20 protein-coding genes and 1 riboswitch are annotated in these 19,147 nt (G+C 36.8%); of the genes, 6 read left to right on the plus strand and 14 right to left on the minus strand.

The features are described 5' to 3' along the window. Window positions 1-18: 18 nt before the first annotated feature. From R4Z09_RS18665 to sfsA, 7 genes are all read right to left on the minus strand, one after another. Window positions 19-897: an alpha/beta hydrolase gene (locus R4Z09_RS18665; protein WP_338448255.1), complete on the minus strand. Its 879-nt coding sequence runs from the start codon at window positions 895-897 to the stop codon at window positions 19-21. A 249-nt stretch (window positions 898-1,146) separates the two neighbouring features. Further along, window positions 1,147-1,824: a GntR family transcriptional regulator gene (locus tag R4Z09_RS18670; RefSeq protein ID WP_338448256.1), complete on the minus strand. Its 678-nt coding sequence runs from the start codon at window positions 1,822-1,824 to the stop codon at window positions 1,147-1,149. Between the two features lie 95 nt (window positions 1,825-1,919). Then, window positions 1,920-2,921 (minus strand): amidohydrolase family protein, encoded by a 1,002-nt coding sequence (locus tag R4Z09_RS18675; RefSeq protein ID WP_338448257.1) that lies wholly within the window; start codon window positions 2,919-2,921, stop codon window positions 1,920-1,922. A gap of 138 nt (window positions 2,922-3,059) precedes the next feature. After that, on the minus strand, window positions 3,060-3,848 hold the full coding sequence (locus R4Z09_RS18680) for an enoyl-CoA hydratase-related protein (protein WP_338448258.1): 789 nt from the start codon (window positions 3,846-3,848) through the stop codon (window positions 3,060-3,062). Between the two features lie 235 nt (window positions 3,849-4,083). Then, the gene (locus tag R4Z09_RS18685) at window positions 4,084-4,263 is read right to left on the minus strand and encodes an aspartyl-phosphate phosphatase Spo0E family protein (RefSeq protein ID WP_338448259.1); all 180 of its coding nucleotides are present in this window, start codon (window positions 4,261-4,263) and stop codon (window positions 4,084-4,086) included. A 348-nt stretch (window positions 4,264-4,611) separates the two neighbouring features. Further along, window positions 4,612-5,805, minus strand: coding sequence for a chromate efflux transporter (gene chrA, locus R4Z09_RS18690; protein WP_338448260.1), 1,194 nt, complete (start codon window positions 5,803-5,805; stop codon window positions 4,612-4,614). Between the two features lie 196 nt (window positions 5,806-6,001). Beyond that, window positions 6,002-6,694 carry a DNA/RNA nuclease SfsA gene (gene sfsA, locus R4Z09_RS18695; protein WP_338448261.1) on the minus strand — a complete coding sequence of 231 codons (693 nt, stop codon included), beginning with the start codon at window positions 6,692-6,694 and terminating at the stop codon, window positions 6,002-6,004. Window positions 6,695-6,999: 305 nt separating this feature from the next. On the opposite strand from sfsA, the gene R4Z09_RS18700 reads away from it, so the two are divergent. Beyond that, window positions 7,000-8,229, plus strand: coding sequence for an MFS transporter (locus tag R4Z09_RS18700; protein ID WP_338448262.1), 1,230 nt, complete (start codon window positions 7,000-7,002; stop codon window positions 8,227-8,229). 183 nt (window positions 8,230-8,412) lie between these two features. Further along, a complete protein-coding gene (locus R4Z09_RS18705; RefSeq protein ID WP_338448263.1) occupies window positions 8,413-8,799 on the plus strand; it encodes a globin in 387 nt (128 codons plus the stop codon). A 116-nt stretch (window positions 8,800-8,915) separates the two neighbouring features. On the opposite strand, the gene R4Z09_RS18710 is transcribed toward R4Z09_RS18705, so the two are convergent. After that, window positions 8,916-9,644, minus strand: coding sequence for a creatininase family protein (locus tag R4Z09_RS18710; RefSeq protein ID WP_338448264.1), 729 nt, complete (start codon window positions 9,642-9,644; stop codon window positions 8,916-8,918). Window positions 9,645-9,870: 226 nt separating this feature from the next. On the opposite strand from R4Z09_RS18710, the gene R4Z09_RS18715 reads away from it, so the two are divergent. Beyond that, window positions 9,871-10,593 (plus strand): CBS domain-containing protein, encoded by a 723-nt coding sequence (locus R4Z09_RS18715; RefSeq protein ID WP_338448265.1) that lies wholly within the window; start codon window positions 9,871-9,873, stop codon window positions 10,591-10,593. Between the two features lie 84 nt (window positions 10,594-10,677). Here R4Z09_RS18715 and R4Z09_RS18720 read toward each other — a convergent pair whose 3' ends face one another. The 3 genes from R4Z09_RS18720 to R4Z09_RS18730 form a co-directional block, all read right to left on the minus strand. Further along, window positions 10,678-10,803, minus strand: coding sequence for a DUF4395 family protein (locus tag R4Z09_RS18720; RefSeq protein WP_338448266.1), 126 nt, complete (start codon window positions 10,801-10,803; stop codon window positions 10,678-10,680). Between the two features lie 374 nt (window positions 10,804-11,177). After that, the gene (locus R4Z09_RS18725) at window positions 11,178-12,353 is read right to left on the minus strand and encodes a transposase (protein WP_338448267.1); all 1,176 of its coding nucleotides are present in this window, start codon (window positions 12,351-12,353) and stop codon (window positions 11,178-11,180) included. 303 nt (window positions 12,354-12,656) lie between these two features. Beyond that, window positions 12,657-12,881 (minus strand): DUF4395 family protein, encoded by a 225-nt coding sequence (locus tag R4Z09_RS18730; protein WP_338448268.1) that lies wholly within the window; start codon window positions 12,879-12,881, stop codon window positions 12,657-12,659. 193 nt (window positions 12,882-13,074) lie between these two features. Next, window positions 13,075-13,170, plus strand: a riboswitch (guanidine-I (ykkC/yxkD leader). A gap of 64 nt (window positions 13,171-13,234) precedes the next feature. Between R4Z09_RS18730 and R4Z09_RS18735 the strand changes: the two genes are divergently transcribed. Then, window positions 13,235-13,576 carry a DMT family transporter gene (locus R4Z09_RS18735; RefSeq protein WP_338448269.1) on the plus strand — a complete coding sequence of 114 codons (342 nt, stop codon included), beginning with the start codon at window positions 13,235-13,237 and terminating at the stop codon, window positions 13,574-13,576. Beyond that, entirely contained in the window at window positions 13,576-13,890 is a 315-nt protein-coding gene (locus R4Z09_RS18740; protein ID WP_338448270.1) for a DMT family transporter, read from the plus strand. Before R4Z09_RS18735 ends, R4Z09_RS18740 begins: the two co-directional genes overlap by 1 nt. A gap of 94 nt (window positions 13,891-13,984) precedes the next feature. Here R4Z09_RS18740 and R4Z09_RS18745 read toward each other — a convergent pair whose 3' ends face one another. Next, window positions 13,985-14,623, minus strand: coding sequence for an NAD(P)-dependent oxidoreductase (locus tag R4Z09_RS18745; protein ID WP_338448271.1), 639 nt, complete (start codon window positions 14,621-14,623; stop codon window positions 13,985-13,987). A 185-nt stretch (window positions 14,624-14,808) separates the two neighbouring features. Here R4Z09_RS18745 and R4Z09_RS18750 point away from each other — a divergent pair, with 185 nt between their 5' ends. Next, window positions 14,809-15,264 carry an Rrf2 family transcriptional regulator gene (locus tag R4Z09_RS18750; protein ID WP_338448272.1) on the plus strand — a complete coding sequence of 152 codons (456 nt, stop codon included), beginning with the start codon at window positions 14,809-14,811 and terminating at the stop codon, window positions 15,262-15,264. A 146-nt stretch (window positions 15,265-15,410) separates the two neighbouring features. Here the strand turns inward: R4Z09_RS18750 and thrC are convergent, their stop codons facing one another. Both thrC and R4Z09_RS18760 read right to left on the minus strand, forming a co-directional pair. Continuing rightward, window positions 15,411-16,823 carry a threonine synthase gene (gene thrC, locus R4Z09_RS18755; protein WP_338448273.1) on the minus strand — a complete coding sequence of 471 codons (1,413 nt, stop codon included), beginning with the start codon at window positions 16,821-16,823 and terminating at the stop codon, window positions 15,411-15,413. 194 nt (window positions 16,824-17,017) lie between these two features. Further along, the gene (locus R4Z09_RS18760; protein WP_338448274.1) at window positions 17,018-19,099 is read right to left on the minus strand and encodes a (Fe-S)-binding protein; all 2,082 of its coding nucleotides are present in this window, start codon (window positions 19,097-19,099) and stop codon (window positions 17,018-17,020) included. Window positions 19,100-19,147 lie beyond the last annotated feature (48 nt).

Below are 19,147 nucleotides of genomic sequence, written 5' to 3' on the forward strand. Positions count from 1 at the left end.
CCCTTTATGAAAATTAACTCATCCAAGTACTTCCGCTTTAATCCCGAATCTTAGGAAATCAATATGAATTTTATTAAATTCTTCAGGATTCTCCCATTGCGGCCAATGTGCTGCATCCTGCTTCATTAAGTAAAATTTGTGATTTGGAAATTTTTGTGCATGAACTTTTGCTTCTTCCCAAGAAGCACCTGGATTATGGTTGGACCAAAAAACTAATGCTTCTGTTTCAATGTCAGATAGGAAGCTGTTGTCTCGATCAGTTGATTCATTACTAATAACCCCTTCTGTAATTTTGTACATAATCTGTGCAGCACCCGGTTGGTTATAAATGTAATGTCTTAACTCGATTAATTCTTCAGTCACATCATTTGGATCATACATCAGCCATTCTAATCTCTTTTTCACCGCTTCTCTTGACATAGTAGTAGCGGCACCCTTTGCTCTAGTTAGCATATCATTTAGCTCCTTCATCCCTTGCTCAGATCTTGGAGCAATCATTCCCGTGTTAATGACAATTCGATTGACTAACTCTGGATATTTATAGGCAAACACGATTGCTACCTGTCCGCCAAGAGATTCTCCAGAAATATTTACCTTTTCTGCCCCAATGGCTTCAACAAAATCTTTTAGATGCTGAACATAAGTATCGAGATTGTAAACGATGTTTTCAGGCTTATCTGTAAAACCATGACCAATCATATCTATTGAATAAACATGGAAATGTTCAGCGTGAGCTACGATATTTCTAGAGTAAGCTTCAGCGTGTCCGCCAGTTCCATGTAAGAAAATTAACGGTTCTCCCTGACCTGCTTCAATGGCTCTTGTACGAACATTCCCTGCTTGATAAAAAGATTGCTTCACTTCGTGACCGATAAAGTTATTCCAAATTGAATTCATGATTTGCCTCGCTTTCTTCTATTCTTAGAATAGGATTATTATTTTTAGATATTTCATGATAACGCTTTAAAGTGATGATTTGTTTAATTTGTTGATTGTCGACAATCATCATTTAACTCGATTATAAAGACCTCATCCTAATATGTCAATATTTTTTGAAAATTAAAACTTATATATTTCTTTAATCTCCACAAACCATAAAAAAACCGGCAATCCAATTAAGTTTGCCGGCAGGTCTTCTTCTATTAGTTAACACTGTTGTTGAACTTCGTTTTTCTTCTTCAATAAATGGATCTTGATGTTTTTCATAAAAGACTCATTACGATCATTTAAAACCTTTTGAGCTCCAACAAAATCTTCTTTTTCAAGCTTTTGAATAATAAGATTGTGATTAGTATATGGGTTACCATTGTTTTCGTTTTCCAATAATGTAACTAACGATAATGACAATAATAATCTTGCAATACGACTGTACATTGCAATTAATACATCACTCTTAGCTTCTCTAATGATCCGCATATTGAATTCTTGGTTAAGTTTGACGTACTCTCTTGAAGAATTATTCTTCTCCATTTTCCTTTCAATTTCCTTTAAATCCCTTACTAATTCTGAAATCTGGTTACTTTTTTCCAACCTTTCTAAAGCAAGGTCTGTTAGAAATTTTCGTATTCTGACAAGATCCCAAATTTCTTCATCAGTATACCCTTTCACAACACTTTCTTTCCGAGGTATTTTTATGATGATACCTTCGATTGCCAACGTATTAAAGGCTTCTCGAATTGGTGCCCTGCTAACACCAAACTTTTCTGCATATTTCGCCTCAATTAACTTATCTCCTGGCTTTAATTCGCCAAGGATAATATCATTCACAATGTCTTCCATAATAATATTTGAAATAGAATGATTATCAAGATGATGATCAGTCATTTTAACCCCTCCCAAAACCTACGAACAAATCCTAAATATTTTATCTTAAAAATTATTATATACCTTTTAACAAACTAGGTCACTTAGGTTTAAAATTATATGGATATATCTAATAGCCGTAATGCATTCTTATACATAATTTGATCTTTGATCTCTTGTGTTACTTCTAAATTATTAAGCCAATGTCCTGGATTTTCTTCTCTTATGATATAAGGATAATCCGAGCCCACAATTAATTGTGTAGGTCCGTATAAGTCTATTAGATACTTTATTGTTTTCACATCATAAACAAGTGTATCGTAGTAAATCTTTTGTGCATAGTAAGTCGGTGGGTGCGGGCAGAATTCTCTAAATGGGTGATTGATATTCCACCCCTGGTTCAATCTTGGCAGAATTGAAGAAAAAGAACCTCCACCATGACTAGAAACAATTTTTAAGTTTGGATACTTTTCTAATAAACCACTGGTTATTAAAGATGAAATAGCCAAGCCATTTTCGGTAGGAAAACCAACTAAGTTATTGACTAGAGGTGCCCCAATAAATCTTTCTTTTCCTTGTGGATGTATGGCATGAATAAAAATGACCATCCCCTGTGCTTCTGCTTCTGCAAAAAAAGGGTCAAAAAAGGGATCTCCGATTGATTTTCCGTTTATATTTGTCCCCACTTCCACTCCAACCATTCCATAATTCCTTTTTAAAGACCCCAATTCTTTTGCGGCCAATTCTGGGTCCTGAAGCGGTACCATGCCCAATCCATAAAACCGCTTTGGATCTTCAGCGATGACAATAGCTAATTGTTCATTGATATATCGGGAAAAATCTAGAGTATCCTGGGCATTAAACCAATAGGATAATAGCTGTGGCATTGGTGAGATGACCTGAATATCCACGTTTTCCTCAACCATATCAGCAATACGCCTCTCTGGGCTCCAAGATTGGTTTGTGATCGTACGATAGTTTTTCCCAGATATCATGACATGTCTATGGTTAGGCTGACCACAAACACATTGAATCGCTGGCCATTTTTCTCCCCCTACCCGATTAGACATATATGGTAATGTTTCGGGAACAAAATGAGTATGAATATCAATAATCATGTTTTCACTCTTTTCATAATATAAGTTAAGTTATAATTAAAATATTTCAAAAATATTGAACTAAAATCCAGAGTCAAATACCTCTAAGAAGATATAGGTTTTGCCCATGTGCAACTTCACACATGGGCTATTGTTTCATTATCGATAAGTAAACGTTGGTTTCCGTTTTTCTAAAAACGATTTTACACCTTCTTTATAATCACTCGATGTAAAAGACTCAAGGATAATTTGGGCTGATTCTTCTGAATCCTTTACAGCACCTTCTAATATTTCATTGATGATTCGTTTTGAATTGCGCACGGCGAATTGAGCGTTATTGCTAATTAATTTAGCATATTGATAGGTTTCTTCTACAAGATTATCAGAATCAATTATTCGATCAATCAGACCAATGTTTAATGCTTCTTCAGCAGATAGCAAACGACCCGTAAAAAGAATATCTTTTGCTTTAGATGGCCCCACAAGATCAACAACATTCTTGGTCCCAGGTGTGTTATATACCAGTCCTAATTTGGCAGGTGTAATACCAAATACCCCAGATGAATCAGAAAAACGGAAATCACATGCCACTGCAATTTCACAACCGCCTCCAACACAAAACCCTTGAATCATAGCAATACTCGGCTTCATACTTTTAGCTATTTTCTCTTCTAATATCATGGTAATGTCATTATATTCGGCAGCCCCTTCTGCCGTGGAGCGTATCGTACTAAATTCGCTGATATCAGCACCTGAAGAAAACGCTTTTGGAGTGGTGCTTCTAAAAATGATAATTTTCACATCTGGATTCTCATTACATTCATCCACAAGATCAATCAATTCTTTCCACATCTCCAATGAAAGTGCATTCCTTTTTTCAGGACGATTCACATAGATTGTTCCGATTTCCTCTTCTATTTTCATATAAACTTTCTTCGTTTGTTCCAAGTTAATCAGTCCCCCATCCTTTTATTATTATTAACTCTATTAGATCCAAATGGTGGATTGTCGACAATTCATAAATTCATAATATTATTAAAAAAGATATAAGTCAATATAATTTTCAAATAATTTAGAGATATACAATTGTTGTCATTTCAGAATAATCGAGTATCATGATTTAAGTAGAACAAATAGATTTTCAATTCTATTAGAATGATGCATGACAACAAACAATAAGCACCTAAGAGAAATTTTGATTGTTTGTTTTTAAAAGATATTGTTGATAAATTATGATGAGTTGATCTAATTTCTGACTGATACAAATTGTATTTATACTGTTAAAACCAGTTTCAGTTGCAGTATGAATCATTTCTTTTCTCAGCTGCTTGATCCTGTGCTCTAATTCATCTATTAATATCATATAAATGCTCCTATCCTTTCATTAAAGTAAACCCATAATTCAGAAATCACTTTTCAATACTTGAACTCTTCTATTGTTTTTCAGTTAATCATGTCCCAATTAATTACTTCGTTTTTGTTGATTGTCGACGATATAATTATTATATAATTCTGAATACATAAAGTAAATATGATTTTTACGAATATTAATTCAGGTTATTTGAAATAACAGATTGAGTTAGATTTTGGTAAACATTGTTATGATAATCTTTTCCACCCCCCTTTCTTATCTATCTATTTTATATTTGTAATATAATAAAGTTTGAAATAGAAATAGCGGACTACCTAGATAAGATAGTCCGCTATTCCTTTAAAGGAAGGTCATAAGTGAACCGCCGACCGCCCCAGTCACCACAATGATCCATGGCGGAAGCTTCCAATACACTAACATGCTGAATAATATGGCGGCAAAAGCAAAATCAATCGGAACCAATATAGAGCTGGTAAAAATAGGCTGGTAAAAGGCAGCAATTAAAATCCCGACAACTGCCGCATTCACGCCCATTAATGCTCCCATTACTTTTGGATTACGGCGTAATGAATTCCAGAAAGGCAATGTACCAAAGACAAGCAGGAACGCAGGTAGAAATATCGCAGCCGTTGCCAATAATCCTCCCTTCCAGCCATCCATTACAGCTCCAAGGTATGCTGCAAATGTAAATAAAGGACCCGGAACGGCTTGCGCAGCACCATAACCAGCTAAAAACGCTTCCTCAGTTAACCATCCAGAAGGCACAAATTCCCGTTCAAGCAAAGGCAAAACAACATGGCCTCCGCCAAACACTAAGGAGCCTGAACGATAAAAACTATCAAACATGGCAATCCAACGCAAAGAGCTCACTTCTCTTAAAATCGGTAAAAGGAACAGTAAACTAAAAAATAAAATCAAACACGTTACGGCAAATCCCTTCGAAATTGGGAAATGGACGACTGGATTGTTATGATCGAAATGCTGTTTAAATAGAAGAAAGCCAACGATTGCAGATAGGAGAATCACACCGACTTGCGTAAAAGCTGTCTGCCACAAAAGCGTTCCGACTAAGGCAAATAAAGCAATCGCTTTTCTTTTTACATCTGGAGTTAGATTTTTCGCCATTCCTAATACCGCATGTGCGACGACTGCGACAGCTACAATTTTTAAGCCGTGAATCCAGCCGGCATTCCCTATATCAAGACCTTGAAGAATAAGTGCGAAGATAATGAGTGCAATAACGGAGGGAAATGTAAAGCCAATAAAGGAAACGATGCCGCCTAAAATACCTGCCCGCATAACCCCAATTCCGATCCCTACTTGACTGCTCGCTGGACCGGGCAAGAATTGACATAAAGCAACTAAATCAGCATAACTTTTTTCATCCATCCACTTTCTTCTTCGGATGTATTCGTTATGGAAATAACCGAGGTGTGCAATCGGTCCTCCAAATGAAGTGAGACCAAGCTTCGTTGAAACCAAAAGGATCTCTAGAAGAGACTTAATAGCTCTTTTCTCACTAGTTTGTGTCATTAGTATCTCCTTTTATTAGTCTATAAAAATCTTATAGAGTTTCATATGAAGTTAATTCTTGTTTTAGAATGTACAATTTCAATATCAAGAGAGTACCATGATTCATTCAATACTCCAATAAGGGAGCCAGAAAATTTACATAAATTTTACAGTAGAATCTTAGAACACAAGATGACTATTTGTTCACCTATTCTTCTCATGATAAACAAACTGGAATAGGCTGATCCAAAACCAATCCATTATCTGTAACAATTGAATCATAGGCCAATATTTGTACACCCTGGCGTGATGCTTCTAATAAGGCCTTCGTAAAAGGTTCATCCATTAGGCTGTTAGGTGCAAATGAACTACAGCCTTTCATTTGTACGACAAAAAGGATTGCACATGTGTAGCCTTCTTGGACTGCTTTTACTAATTCCAATACATGCTTTGTCCCCCTGGCAGTAGGTGCGTCCGGAAACAAAGCAATTCCATTTTCCTCAAGGGTTACGCCTTTTACTTCAATGAATCCTCTTTTATCATCTTTTTCAAAATAAAGATCGAAGCGGGAATCACCAAAAGTCACTTCTCTTTTTACCAAATTAACCGAAGCAAACTCCTGCAATTTTCCAGCGTTAAGTGCTTCATAAGCAACCGCATTTGGGGCCTGGGAATCAATATTCACCCAGCGTCCGTTTTTATTAGCGGCGATTAGAGAGAACCTTGTTTTTCTCTTTGGATTATCACTCCATTCGAGCAAAACTTCCATATCTGGCTGCATGAGCTCTGTTAAGCGTCCGGTATTTTTAATATGTACCTGTTCTTTTATCCCCTCGATAAAGACCTCTGCAATAAAACGGTTTATCTTTCTATCTAGTCGGCCATGTACCACTTTACCATACTTCATCATTCAAGTTTCTCCTTGGATTTTTTCTTTTAATGGTTTCACTCTTCTTAGTTTTTGCCTTTCGTTCCTATTATAATTTTTAATTTTTAAAAAGTAGAGCCACTGAATTTTTCTTTTCTCAGTGGCTCTTTTAATTCAAAAAAAACAGCTAATTTACCAAACATTAAGGTATACCATTTTTATTGAAAACAACTCTAAATATTTTTTAGAAATAAGAGAAGAATAAATTTGTCATGATTTAAAAACACTTTTCACGTATAAATAATCACTATTTTTAAAAATTGCCTTGAAAGGCGGTCCTAAATATTATGGGTAAAGAAAAAGTTAAACTGTGGACAAACCAATATTTAACCATTGTATTATTGTCTTTAGTAATGTTCGCTTCTTTTTATATGATTACAGCAGGTTTCCCAATTTATGTATCAACCATTAGTGATAATCCTGCGATTGCAGGAACCATGACCATGACCTTAATGTTAGCATCATTAATTACACGCTTCTTTGCTAGTGTAATTATCCAAAAAGTTAATATGAAATGGCTACTCATTATTTCTCTTCTTTATTTTTTAGGCACGATCGGCCTTACCTTTTTAAATGACTCCATCGGATTTTTAATATTCATTAGAGCATTACAAGGTATTGGGTTTTGTATGCTTACGAATTTAGTCTTTACGATATCAAGTAATATTGTTCCTAAATCACGATTAGGTGAAGGCCTTGTTTATTTCGCACTGTCTACAAGCGTTGGGACGACACTTGGGCCGCTAATTGCTATTTCTTATCTTGCAAATTATTCATTCCGATCGATGTTGATGTTAACTCTTGGTCTTATGTTTTTTTCATTTGTGTGCAGTCTTTTCACAAAAAATACGGTTAATAAAGAAAAGGAAAGTCCACAGTCGGCAAATAAAGAACCTTTCTATAAGTACATGTTCGATAAACGAGTCCTTCTTCCATGTATTTTGGTAGCACTCAATTATGTGACAATTGCAGGAACTGTGAACTTTATTGGGGCGTTTGGTAAAGAGATCAATGTTGGCGGAAGAATTTCACAGTTTTTTATCGCACAAGGGATTGCAATGGTATTAGTTCGTATCTTCTCTGGTAAGGTTTTCGATAAATTCGGTCACAGAATCCTTATTATTCCAGCCGCTATTTCAGGGGCTGGAGGTTTAATTCTTTTAGGCTTCTCTACTAGAATGTGGATGGTTTTGGTTTCAGGGGTATTATTCGGAATCGCTTATGCCGTACTCCAGCCAATTATTCAAGCTTGGGCATTAACTCTTGTTCCACCAGAGAAAAAAGCAACAGCCAATTCTATGCTTCTAATTTTTATTGATTCTGGTATGGCCATTGGATCAATCGGACTTGGATTCTTAGCAAAAAGTGTTGGGTACGGCATGACTTTTAGCTATTCTGCAGCACTTATGATTGCTATTCTGATCTTATATCTAGTTGGAAGCAGAAAAACGGCGCCAGCTGAAGCCAAGAAGAAAAAACCATCCTTAACGAAACATCCTAGCTTACGAACGGAATAAATCATAACAAACTGGGGCTGTACCATTGTCAGGATTGACTTTTGGAACAGCTCCTATTTTTGCTAATTCTAATACATAGAACATTTTTAATGCTTCCAACCATTTTTTCTATCGTATGATATAAATCACATCGAAAATAAAATGCTGGTTTATAATATAGAGATAGTGAAAAAGGAGGTTAATATGGTGAATGAATCAAGCTTAAGCACCCTATATAACCAAATCGGTGCAGAAAAAATACAAGAATTAGTTCGTGCTTTTTACCCGAAGGTATACAGCGATCCGGATTTAAGTCCTTTATTTGAAGGGAGCATAAAGGAAATCATGCGGAAACAACAATTGTTTCTGACCCAATTTACAGGAGGCCCTGCTCTTTACAGCCAGGAATTCGGGCCGCCAGCTATGAGGCAGCGTCATCTTCCCTTTGAGATTACTCCATTACGGGCGCAAGCTTGGCTTAATTGTATGAAAGAAGCCTTTGAAGAAGTTGGATTGGATCAACATCCTGCAGGAGAATTTTTTTACAGCCGATTACAGCAGGTTGCAGGAATTATGGTTAATTCAGCATGATACACAGGGATGGTAATCTCATGATGATGGGGAACTTAAAGTTTTTCTTGTGACCCAGGTTGAGATACCATCCTCATTTTTTTACATATCTAGCATTATTTTTCTCCGTAACATCATTAACCGCTATTTTCATTTCCTTCAAAAAACTTCTGAACATCTTTCTCCATTCTAGACACTATTGCCTCCACTATTATTCTCCCCTTCTCTGCTGTTGCCAATGTTGGAAATCCAATGATGCCGCTATCTGTATAATGATTGATACCAAATAGATGTAAAAAGGTTCGATCTTGTACATTCACATCTGCCATATTTTCATTACTTACGAACTCAGGAAAGTATTGAAGTAAAATTGAGGTTTCCAGCTCTCCTCCATGCATGTCACTGCTTCCTTTTGGGGTTTCAATACGAGCACTCACTTTTGCCTCCTTCCATTGCTGGTCAGTGGGAAACAACATCACCTTTGGTCCATCGATGTTCAACTCTTGAGCGAGATTACTCAAAACATAATTACCCCCATGACCATTGACAATGATTAATTGATTAATATTCGATCGATTAAGAGAAGTATAAATATCTTTTATCATCCTTATAAGAGTTTCAGCCGAAATAGATATCGTTCCAAAAAAGCTAGCATGTTCATGGGAACACGAATACGTTATGGGTGGTAATAATAGTCCATTGCATCTTTCCGCAAGCAGTTTGGATAATAAACTTGCAATCAACGTATCAGTTATTAGCGGGAGATGATGTCCATGCTGTTCACAAGACCCGACTGGCAGAACAGCAAATTTCTTATCTTTTATCATTAATTCTTGGTAGGGTTCGGGATTAAGTAGATTAATCATCTAAAAAACGTTCCTCCTGATAAATCTTCGTTTATTTTAGCTCTCTAATAACTATATCCTATATTTCACAAGAAATCTTTTGACAATGCCCACCTGTTAACTTGAACTTGCTACAATTGATAAGCGTGTCATCCTTTGTTAGAATATTAGTACAACATCGATTTCTTACTATTTAAACAGTATTAACAGATAAAGGGAGATTTTTATTTTTGGGGGAAATAAAGAAATGTCAACAGCAGTAGAGAAAAATCTTTCTGAAAGATTTGAAGTTGCTTTTAATCAGATTCATAGCTGGTTAAGAAAAAATATTAGAGACGCTCGTTCAGATAAATTTACAGATTTATTGAAGAATGGCTTTCCACAACATTCATTGATTCGAAAAAATTATCATGATTTAAAGATGTTTGCCCGTTTACGCAATTCAATCGTGCACGAAAAAATTGATCAAGGGTTTTATATTGCGGAGCCTCATGAAAAAGTGGTCGAGCAAATTGAGACGATTGCGTCACTGTTATTACAACCTAAATATGCTCATTTAATTGGTTCTAAACCGGTATTTTATTATCATGAAAATACAGTACTAGTAGATGTATTACGTGTAATGAAATCAAAGCCATATTCCATTTTCCCGATTTATGATGAAACTGGATATAAGTGGCTATTAACAGCAGAATGTATCATTCAATGGCTCGCACTCAATCTATCTGATCAAACCATTCATTTAGAGGATATTCAAGTGAAGAACTTATTTGGCATCAGTAAAGTACGGCCTGTTGAATTTGTTGATAAAGATGCGGATATGTTTGAGGTAGAAGAAATTTTTGAACAATATCATCAAAACAACCAAAGACTAGAAGCTGTCATCATTACAACTACAGGCAATAAAGCGGAAAAACCATTAGCTATCATCACACCTAGGGATTTAGTTGAGATGGATACGATTATTTAGAGAGTTTTATATTGTACTAAAAAAACTGCCTACACAATTCATATACTGAACTTTGTAGACAGTTTTTGATGTTCGAACTCTATTCTAATGCTGTGCACGTCTATATTGATACTGTTTCCATTGGTATAGAATAAAACAACCAATGCAAAATCCCAGAATAGCGATGAATGCGGCTGTCGCAACCATTATCGTAAAGATGTATCTGGCCACATTCCATCCGAATAAAAAGCTTAGAAAGCCTGCTCCTAAACAAAAAAACCGCTATCTTTTGATTAAATTGCTGCTGCTCCCAATCCTCTGGAATATAGCTCTTCATTGGTTTCTATGAACCTCCCCCACCTAACCATTCGGTTTGAGGAAGGGGTTTCTCGTCCTAAGGAATAGACTAGTCGAAACGAAGCAATGCTTCAAGTGTCGTCAACACCTCCAACCAGACTACCCTCTGACAGATAAGAGTGTTCACCCTTATCTAGTGGTGCTTTCGTTAGATGTTTCTCAACATCCAACTCCCACCGTAAGCAACATGCGCGTTTCCCAACTCACAAGGGGCGGTTCTGCCCATCTACTAACGTCCTTTTGGTCAACTACCCCAAAGTTACAGGTCGTAGATACGTTGCACGCTTAATAGGGAGATAGATCATTTTCCCATGCAACTCTTTTGTTAAGATATTTCTTGCACCATGTATATCACGATGCTCCTTGTACCCGCATTTGCATGTATAGTTTCTCCCTTTTGCTTTATTGCGGTTTCCGCAGACAGGACATGTCTGGGATGTATAGGATTCATCCACCTTTTCGATCGTGATCCCTTTTGCCTTTAATTTGTATTTCAATAAATTGTGTATTTTTCCAAAGGACCAATTGGATAATTTTTGAGTCGTTTTTTTTTGTTTTTTCTTTTTCGTCTTTCGTTGAACGCCTTCGGGGTTTCCTATTACAACATGATTTACGTCATGCTGCATACACCAATCAACGAAGTCTTTAGTCGTTTTATGCAGAGCATCTTCTAATTGAGATTGACTTTTTGATCGTACGTAACGTTTAGCACGATTATATTTTTTCCATTGACGACTTCTTTTTTTACAGCGACTCATGAGAATTTGCAGTTCCTTTAATTTCTTATTTCTTAACTGATGGATGCTTCTCATATATCTTCCTGTAATGATACAACTATTCCCTTTTTCTGTTACACTAGCGATCGTATGAATCTCACCAGGATCAATACTTGCTGTAACGCCATCTTCTTTTTGTTTCGGTTCTATCCCATCATCGTAGGAAAGACAGGCATACCATTTTCGATCATAGACTAACTCGACTTCTTTAACCGATTCCGCAGGGACCTTATTCAACTGAATACGCAGAGGTTTTTGTCGTTTGCCCTTCCAATTCCCAAGCGAAAGAATCAATGTTTTTCCCTCAACCGAGAACGAATCATCTACCCATTTAGGATTGAACACTAATTTATGTTTCCAAGGATATCCGACGTTTTTGTGACCCTTTTTCCTTGCCTCTCTTGTCCCCACTCTTGCTGCTAAAAATTTATGGGCTACAGCTTGTATCGTTTGACTGTGAAGGGGATACAGCAGTTTTAATTCTTTTTGCAGTTCGGTTTGTGTGATCCACTTATTCCCCAATCGATAATAATAACGAGCCAGTTCGACACAATCATTCCATATGGTTCCACTTAATCTACGAATATTGAATAATTGCTGAATCGTTGTCTGACTAGCACGAAACGGAGTTTTTAAGGTTCGATACACATTTCCACCTCCTAACATTTGGTATATATCCATTATACCAAACAGAACATGTGTTTGTCTGTAGATTCAAATATTTTTTGGAAAAAGATTGCCGAGATATGAAGCAGGAGAGGTCGAAAAACAAAGAATTTAGTGAGCAGGCTTTATAGGGATAAACTTGGAAATTACATTACGTTCCTAGTAAGTTATACAAACAGATCAATCTGAAAGGTAGCGAGCTTCCCTATTACAATAATAATTGGCAAAATGTCGAGAATCTTTAGGCTATCGCCTAACCGAAATTCTTCTCCCACCTACTCACTGTCATTCCTTGAGGATGGGAGACTTCTTTCGGAAATCCGTTAAAAACTTTTTCGCTAATTGCATTATCGGATTATATCCAAAAAGGATTCCTGATAAGCCAGCCAATAATGGAATGAGCAAAATCCATTCCATATGTGTAAACCATGTTAATAAAACACTTATGACAATAACGGATTGGTTTGTTTTAACCAACGGCCGTGGAATCGAACGAGGAGTTTCAGACATAAAGTCATTCCTTTCCTATTTGTTTTATATATTATATCTCTATTCATTCCTATCGTTACTTATTATACTCCAACCATGAAAATACATTTTTATTGTCAAACATGTCATTTCATTCATGTAACTATTAACATACCTTTTTATTCCTCTTCCATTCATGATTAAATTTGTGTATAATCGATGGTAATTGTATATCTTAAATGTTTTCTAGGGTTCCGCAATCCTTGTATTGGACTGGTCCGAGAGAAAACTCACGCTTGACGTGCCACGGAAGGATAAAAGCCTGGGAGATACTGTTTAACAGTGATCTCTCAGGCTTTTTTGTTTTCGTAAAAATTAATTGGGGGTGCTTTTAAATGAATCGAAACTGGATGAAAGTATTTGTTCCCGCATTTTTGGAAGTTTTTTGGGTAATTGGATTAGCCCACTCATACGACTTTTGGACTTGGACTGGAACCATTTTTGCCATCATTATCAGTAACTATTTAATGATTACTGCAGCGCAAGTTCTTCCTGCTGGAACGGTCTATGCTGTATTTGTGGGATTAGGAACAGCAGGTACAGTCCTATCGGAAATTCTCTTTTTTGGTGAACCATTCAAGTGGGAAAAAATCCTATTAATTCTATTATTGTTAATAGGCGTGCTGGGTTTGAAATTAGTTACAGATGATAAAGTCGAGAAAGGAGCTGAATCCTAATGGCTTGGTTTTCTTTAATCATAGCTGGCTTACTGGAAGCATTTGGTGTTGCCATGATTAATCAGCTGCACATCAAGCGGAATTGGCAGACTGTCGTTTTTTTAATTTTAGGATTTAGTTTAAGCCTTGCACTATTAAGTTATTCCTTAAATTTTATCCCTATGGGGACAGGTTATGCCATTTGGACAGGAATTGGTGTCGTTGGCGGTACCTTAGTCGGGATGATATTTTATGGGGAATCCAAAGATTGGAGGAGACTAGTTTTTATAGCACTGGTTTTATCTGCTGCAATGGGACTAAAACTTGTTTCTTAAACTGTAAAAAAAAATCTCATATTAGCTAAAAAAGATAATCTGTTTACACAACGCAGATTATCTTTTTTAGTGATCCTACTTTAATTACTGCTGATTATTCCGCTTCACCGACAACTGTGAATCGTTCATTTATATGTTGTGGATTTTCAATTTCATCTAATACTGCAATGGCAAAGTCTGCATAGCTGATATAACTTTCCCCTTTTGAATTAACAAGAAGATGATCTTTTCCAGACTGATACGTTCCAGTTCTTTTTCCTTCCGCATCAAATATGGCAGAAGGACTGACAAATGTCCATTTCATATCAGCTGTTTTCTGTAATTCATCCAGGTTTCGTCCTTGTCCTTTTGCTGTAGGTAAAACGAAATCTGGAAAATCAGGTGTGTCCATCACCTTAACGGTTTTATTTTCATCTACATAAAGACTTCCTGCTCCACCAACGATGATTGCTCTTGTATCTGTACCTTTTAGTGCAGCAATTAAAGTATTTCCAGCATCCACGTGTGCCTGCTCTTCACCGAGAGGAGCACCAAAAGCATTCACCACTACGTCAAACGGTTTTACATCATCTGATGTGAGGTCAAATATATTTTTTTCAATCACTGCAACATCTTTATCTTTAATTTTTGAGCCATCTCTTACTATAGCTGTTACTTCATGACCTCGGCTTATTGCTTCTTTCAAAATGAGACTACCTGCTTTTCCACTTGCCCCAATAATTCCAATTTTCATTTTATATTCCTCCAATTGTTTTTACTTGTAACTAATTTAATTACCTGTAATCATAATAATTACATGTGGTTCATTTGTCAATACTCTAATATTATCTTTGGATCAGATTAACGATCGTATACTTGTAATATAACTAATTACAGGTGTACTATAATGATGTGATTAATTAAAGTAGGTGAAGAAAATTGTCTATTAGCAGTCGTTTTGCTGTGGGTATACACATTTTGGCTCTAATTGAAATGAATAAAGATGGAGTTAGCTCTTCGGATTTTTTAGCGCGGAGTGTAAATACAAACCCGGCTTTAATCAGGAAAATTATGGGGATGCTTAAAAACGCAGGATTGGTAAAAGTTCGACCAGGTGTGGCAGGAGCTGAGTTAGCAAAGGATTTATCCTATATTACATTGCTGGATGTGTATAAGGCAGTGAATGTTGTGCAGGAGAAAGAGTTGTTTAGCGTACATGAAAATCCCAATCCTCAATGTCCCGTCGGTAGAAATATTCAAAATGCCATTGTTCCACTTTTTGAAACTGCTCAATCGGCCTTGGAGAAAGCTCTTGGAAATGTAACCATTGAAGATGTAGTAAAGAATATCATGGAAAAAGAGCAATTGAATAATAACACACTATTAAATGATTAATGAACGACATATCTATACAAATGTCGTTTTTTATCTTGTCGGTTCCTCAACAGATTGTCCAGGAATAATTCCATCTGAACATAAAAGTAATAAAAACCAGCAGTTGGAAGCGAACTTCCACTGCTGGTTTTTATCATTAAGATCATTTACTTCACATCTGCAAGAGAAGAACGAAAATGCTTTTCTAATTGACGGCAAATTTCTTCGTTACTTGCCTCAACCACTTCTAGGTATTGTGGTTTATCAAACAAAGCTTTGATTTCTTCTGGATAGTTTTGTTCAATGTCACATTTCTCAATGGATTCATTGAATTTAGCCGGATGTGCTGTAGATAGGGTCACACACACCTCATCTTGACCATTGCATGCTTCATATGCAGCCACACCGCAAGAAGTATGTGGATCTAATAAATATTTCGTATCTTCATAATACTTACCAATTGTGTTCAGGCACTCTTCACCTTGTACACCGTGTGCTGCAAAGTCCGCTTGTACTTGACGCAGCTGCTCTTCATTAACTGTAATTTTACCTTCTGATTTGAACTGATCCATTAAGGCAGAAGTTGCACTTGAGCTTTCTCCCAATAGATAGTATAGATAGCGCTCAAAGTTGCTGGCTACTTGAATATCCATTGAAGGGCTATAGGTACTGTGGAACTCACCTGGCTGGTAGACACCTTCTTTAATGAAACGCTCTAAAATATTATTTTCATTTGTAGCGACAATCAGCTTTCCAACAGGAAGACCCATTTTCTTCGCTAAATATCCGGCAAAAATATCACCGAAGTTTCCAGTCGGAACACTGAAGTTTAAGCTATTAATGTCTTTTTCCTTTGCCACTTGGAAATAAGCATAGAAATAATACACTGTTTGCGCTAAAATCCGGGCAAAGTTGATTGAATTAATCGCACGAAGATGATATTTGTTTTTGAACTCTAAATCAGCAAAGATTTCCTTGATGATTCGCTGGCCGTCATCAAACGTTCCTTCAATCGCTAAATTTAACACACTCTCATCATGAACGGTGGTCATTTGCAGCTCTTGCACCTTACTTACTCTTCCATGAGGATGAAGAATACAAATGCGGATTCCTTCTTTTCCTCTTACTCCCTCAATCGCAGATGCACCTGTATCACCAGAAGTTGCACCGAGAATATTGATCGTTTCTCCTGTCTTCTTCGCAATATAGGAATACAAATTCCCTAAAAATTGCAGCGCCACATCTTTAAAGGCAAAGGTTGGGCCATGGAATAATTCAAGCACATACATGTCATCCTTCAGTTTGACAACCGGAGTGACCTCAGAAGAACGGAAAGTACCATAGCTTTGCTGAATTAATTCCTTCAGTTCGTTTTCTGGAATTTCACCATCAACATAATAAGAAATGATTTCAAAGGCTAATTCCTGATAGCTTAGCTTGGACAATTCTTGAAGCTTTTCTTCGGAAAGCTGCGGAATTTGTTCTGGAACTAATAGGCCTCCGTCTGTTGCCAGTCCCATTAAGACTGTATCAATAAAACCAATTTTGTTTACATTTCCACGTGTACTAATGTATTTCATAACATCCTCCAAGATTTTAAAAAATATATTCTTATCGTTACCTAAAATTCGTTTTGAGTCAATGATAATTATACTGAAATACCAGAATTTTTCTATATTGCTATTAATATTAATTCATTTCTTTCAAAAAAAAAAGACTTCATTTATAGCTGAAGCCTTTTTTTTGAAATTATTTTTTTCATAAAATTGTTTTACTAGATGACTGACCTTTCAAGAATCTCAACAACGTCCAACGTCTTGACTTTTTCTTCCACTTCTTTTGCTTTTGTTCCATCACTGATCATCGTTAAGCAATATGGACAGCCTGTACTAATGATCGTTGGATTAGCTTCAAGAAGCTGCTCAGTTCGTGATAGATTAATACGTGAACCCTGATCCTCTTCCATCCACATTAATCCGCCGCCGGCACCGCAGCACATCGCCGTTTCACGCTTCCGCTCAGGTTCTACCATTTTTACACCCGGAATCGCTTTTAAAATTTCTCTTGGTGCCTCATACGTATTATTGTAGCGTCCTAAATAACAAGAATCATGGTAAGTAATCACTTCATCTACCGTGTTCTTTGGCTGCAGCTTCCCTTCTTTGACCAATTTTTCAAGCAGCTGCGTGTGATGAAAAACCTCTGCTTCTAAACCAAACTCTGGATATTCATTTTTAAATGTATTAAAAGCATGAGGGTCCATCGTCACAATTTTCTTCACATCATACTTCTTAAATGTTTCAATATTGGCATTCGCCAGTTCTTGGAATAAAAACTCATTCCCAAGTCGTCGCGGTGTATCCCCTGAGTTTTTTTCTTCATTCCCGAGGATTGCAATCTTTACTCCAGCCTTATGCAAAAGACGGGCAAAGGACATGGTAAGCTTTTGACTACGGTTATCGTAAGATCCCATTGATCCAACATAAAACAGGTAATCAAACTCTTCTCCTGCTTTTTTCATTTCTTTTGCAGTTGGAATTACCACTTCCTCTAAAGCATCACGCCAATTGACACGTTCCTTACGGTTAAGACCCCATGGATTTCCTTGACGTTCAATATTTGTCATCGCACGTTGGGCATCAGAATTCATTTTTCCTTCTGTTAGAACGAGGTAACGGCGTAAATCAATGATTTTATCCACATGCTCATTTGCAACGGGGCATTGGTCTTCACAGTTACGACAGGTTGTACAGGCCCAAATCTCTTCTTCTGTAATCACATCACCTATTAAACTAACACTCTCCATGGTTGCTGCAACTTCCTGAGCACCGCTGCCCGCTAGAGCAAGCTTGTTGGCTTTTGTGTTTTTAAACGCAAAGGCAGGTGCCCATGGCTGCCTTGATGTAACGGCTGCTCCTTTTTCTGTCAAATGGTCTCTCATTTTTACAATCAAATCCATAGGAGATAATGTTTTACCGGTTCCTGATGCAGGACACATATTGGTGCATCGGCCGCATTCTGCACATGCATACAGATCAATCAACTGGGCTTGAGTGAAATCCTCGATTTTCCCGACCCCGAATTCTTCAGCAGTTTCTTCCTCAAAATCAATCTTCCTTAACTTCCCAACTGGTCCGGTTTTCTTAAAGAAAATATTGATCATCGCGAATAACTCATGGAATTGTTTTGACTGTGGAACAAACACAAAGAATGTGAAAACAGTCAGCATATGAACCCACCAGCAAACATAGAACACCACCGTTCCAGTCATTGTTCCAATCTCTGAAAACAGGAGCGCAATCGCACCGGAGAATGGAGCATAGACTAGATTTGGTTCATGATTCAACATCACTGCTTCAAATCCCAATGTAAGAAGGATAGAAAAAGTCAATGTACATAAAGCGATATACACAAAAGCCGCTTTGCCGTCACGCTTCCATTGCAACCGCTTTAACTTTTCACCATAACGTCGGTAAAAACCATATATGACAGCCAAAAGCATTAGGAATGTTGCCCATTCCTGCAGCAGACTGAAATATTTATGGGCTTCACCAAAAGGAAATTCATACCCTTTAATAAACCCCTTTATAATTAGTTCAATAAGGCCTACTTGAATGATAAAAAAAGTATAAAATAAGATTAAATGCATGAAGCCGCTTTTCTTGTCTTTTAATAATTTAGACTGACCGAAACCGTTGGTTAATACGAGATGGATTCTTTCTTTTAAGTTTGGTTCAAACTCTGCCTTTTTTCCAAGCTTAATAAATAAATAGCGAGTGTATACTAGATTGACAAACAAATAGACTGCATATCCAGCCACGGCTAGGAAAGCAAGTAAATTCAGTAATGATAACATCCCTTATATCCCCCCGATGACAATTCTGGGAGGATTTCACTCCTCCCG

Source organism: Niallia oryzisoli, from assembly GCF_036670025.1.
Taxonomy (GTDB): domain Bacteria; phylum Bacillota; class Bacilli; order Bacillales; family Cytobacillaceae; genus Bacillus_BD; species Bacillus_BD oryzisoli.

Bases quoted from the DNA above. Each gene is read 5' to 3' on its own strand.
- R4Z09_RS18665 (WP_338448255.1), bottom strand. From the start codon at position 897: ATGAATTCAATTTGGAATAACTTTATCGGTCACGAAGTGAAGCAATCT.
- R4Z09_RS18670 (WP_338448256.1), bottom strand. From the start codon at position 1,824: ATGACTGATCATCATCTTGATAATCATTCTATTTCAAATATTATTATG.
- R4Z09_RS18675 (WP_338448257.1), bottom strand. From the start codon at position 2,921: ATGATTATTGATATTCATACTCATTTTGTTCCCGAAACATTACCATAT.
- R4Z09_RS18685 (WP_338448259.1), bottom strand. From the start codon at position 4,263: ATGATATTAATAGATGAATTAGAGCACAGGATCAAGCAGCTGAGAAAA.
- chrA (WP_338448260.1), bottom strand. From the start codon at position 5,805: ATGACACAAACTAGTGAGAAAAGAGCTATTAAGTCTCTTCTAGAGATC.
- sfsA (WP_338448261.1), bottom strand. From the start codon at position 6,694: ATGATGAAGTATGGTAAAGTGGTACATGGCCGACTAGATAGAAAGATA.
- R4Z09_RS18700 (WP_338448262.1), top strand. From the start codon at position 7,000: ATGGGTAAAGAAAAAGTTAAACTGTGGACAAACCAATATTTAACCATT.
- R4Z09_RS18705 (WP_338448263.1), top strand. From the start codon at position 8,413: ATGGTGAATGAATCAAGCTTAAGCACCCTATATAACCAAATCGGTGCA.
- R4Z09_RS18710 (WP_338448264.1), bottom strand. From the start codon at position 9,644: ATGATTAATCTACTTAATCCCGAACCCTACCAAGAATTAATGATAAAA.
- R4Z09_RS18715 (WP_338448265.1), top strand. From the start codon at position 9,871: ATGTCAACAGCAGTAGAGAAAAATCTTTCTGAAAGATTTGAAGTTGCT.
- R4Z09_RS18730 (WP_338448268.1), bottom strand. From the start codon at position 12,881: ATGTCTGAAACTCCTCGTTCGATTCCACGGCCGTTGGTTAAAACAAAC.
- R4Z09_RS18735 (WP_338448269.1), top strand. From the start codon at position 13,235: ATGAATCGAAACTGGATGAAAGTATTTGTTCCCGCATTTTTGGAAGTT.
- R4Z09_RS18740 (WP_338448270.1), top strand. From the start codon at position 13,576: ATGGCTTGGTTTTCTTTAATCATAGCTGGCTTACTGGAAGCATTTGGT.
- R4Z09_RS18745 (WP_338448271.1), bottom strand. From the start codon at position 14,623: ATGAAAATTGGAATTATTGGGGCAAGTGGAAAAGCAGGTAGTCTCATT.
- thrC (WP_338448273.1), bottom strand. From the start codon at position 16,823: ATGAAATACATTAGTACACGTGGAAATGTAAACAAAATTGGTTTTATT.
- R4Z09_RS18760 (WP_338448274.1), bottom strand. From the start codon at position 19,099: ATGTTATCATTACTGAATTTACTTGCTTTCCTAGCCGTGGCTGGATAT.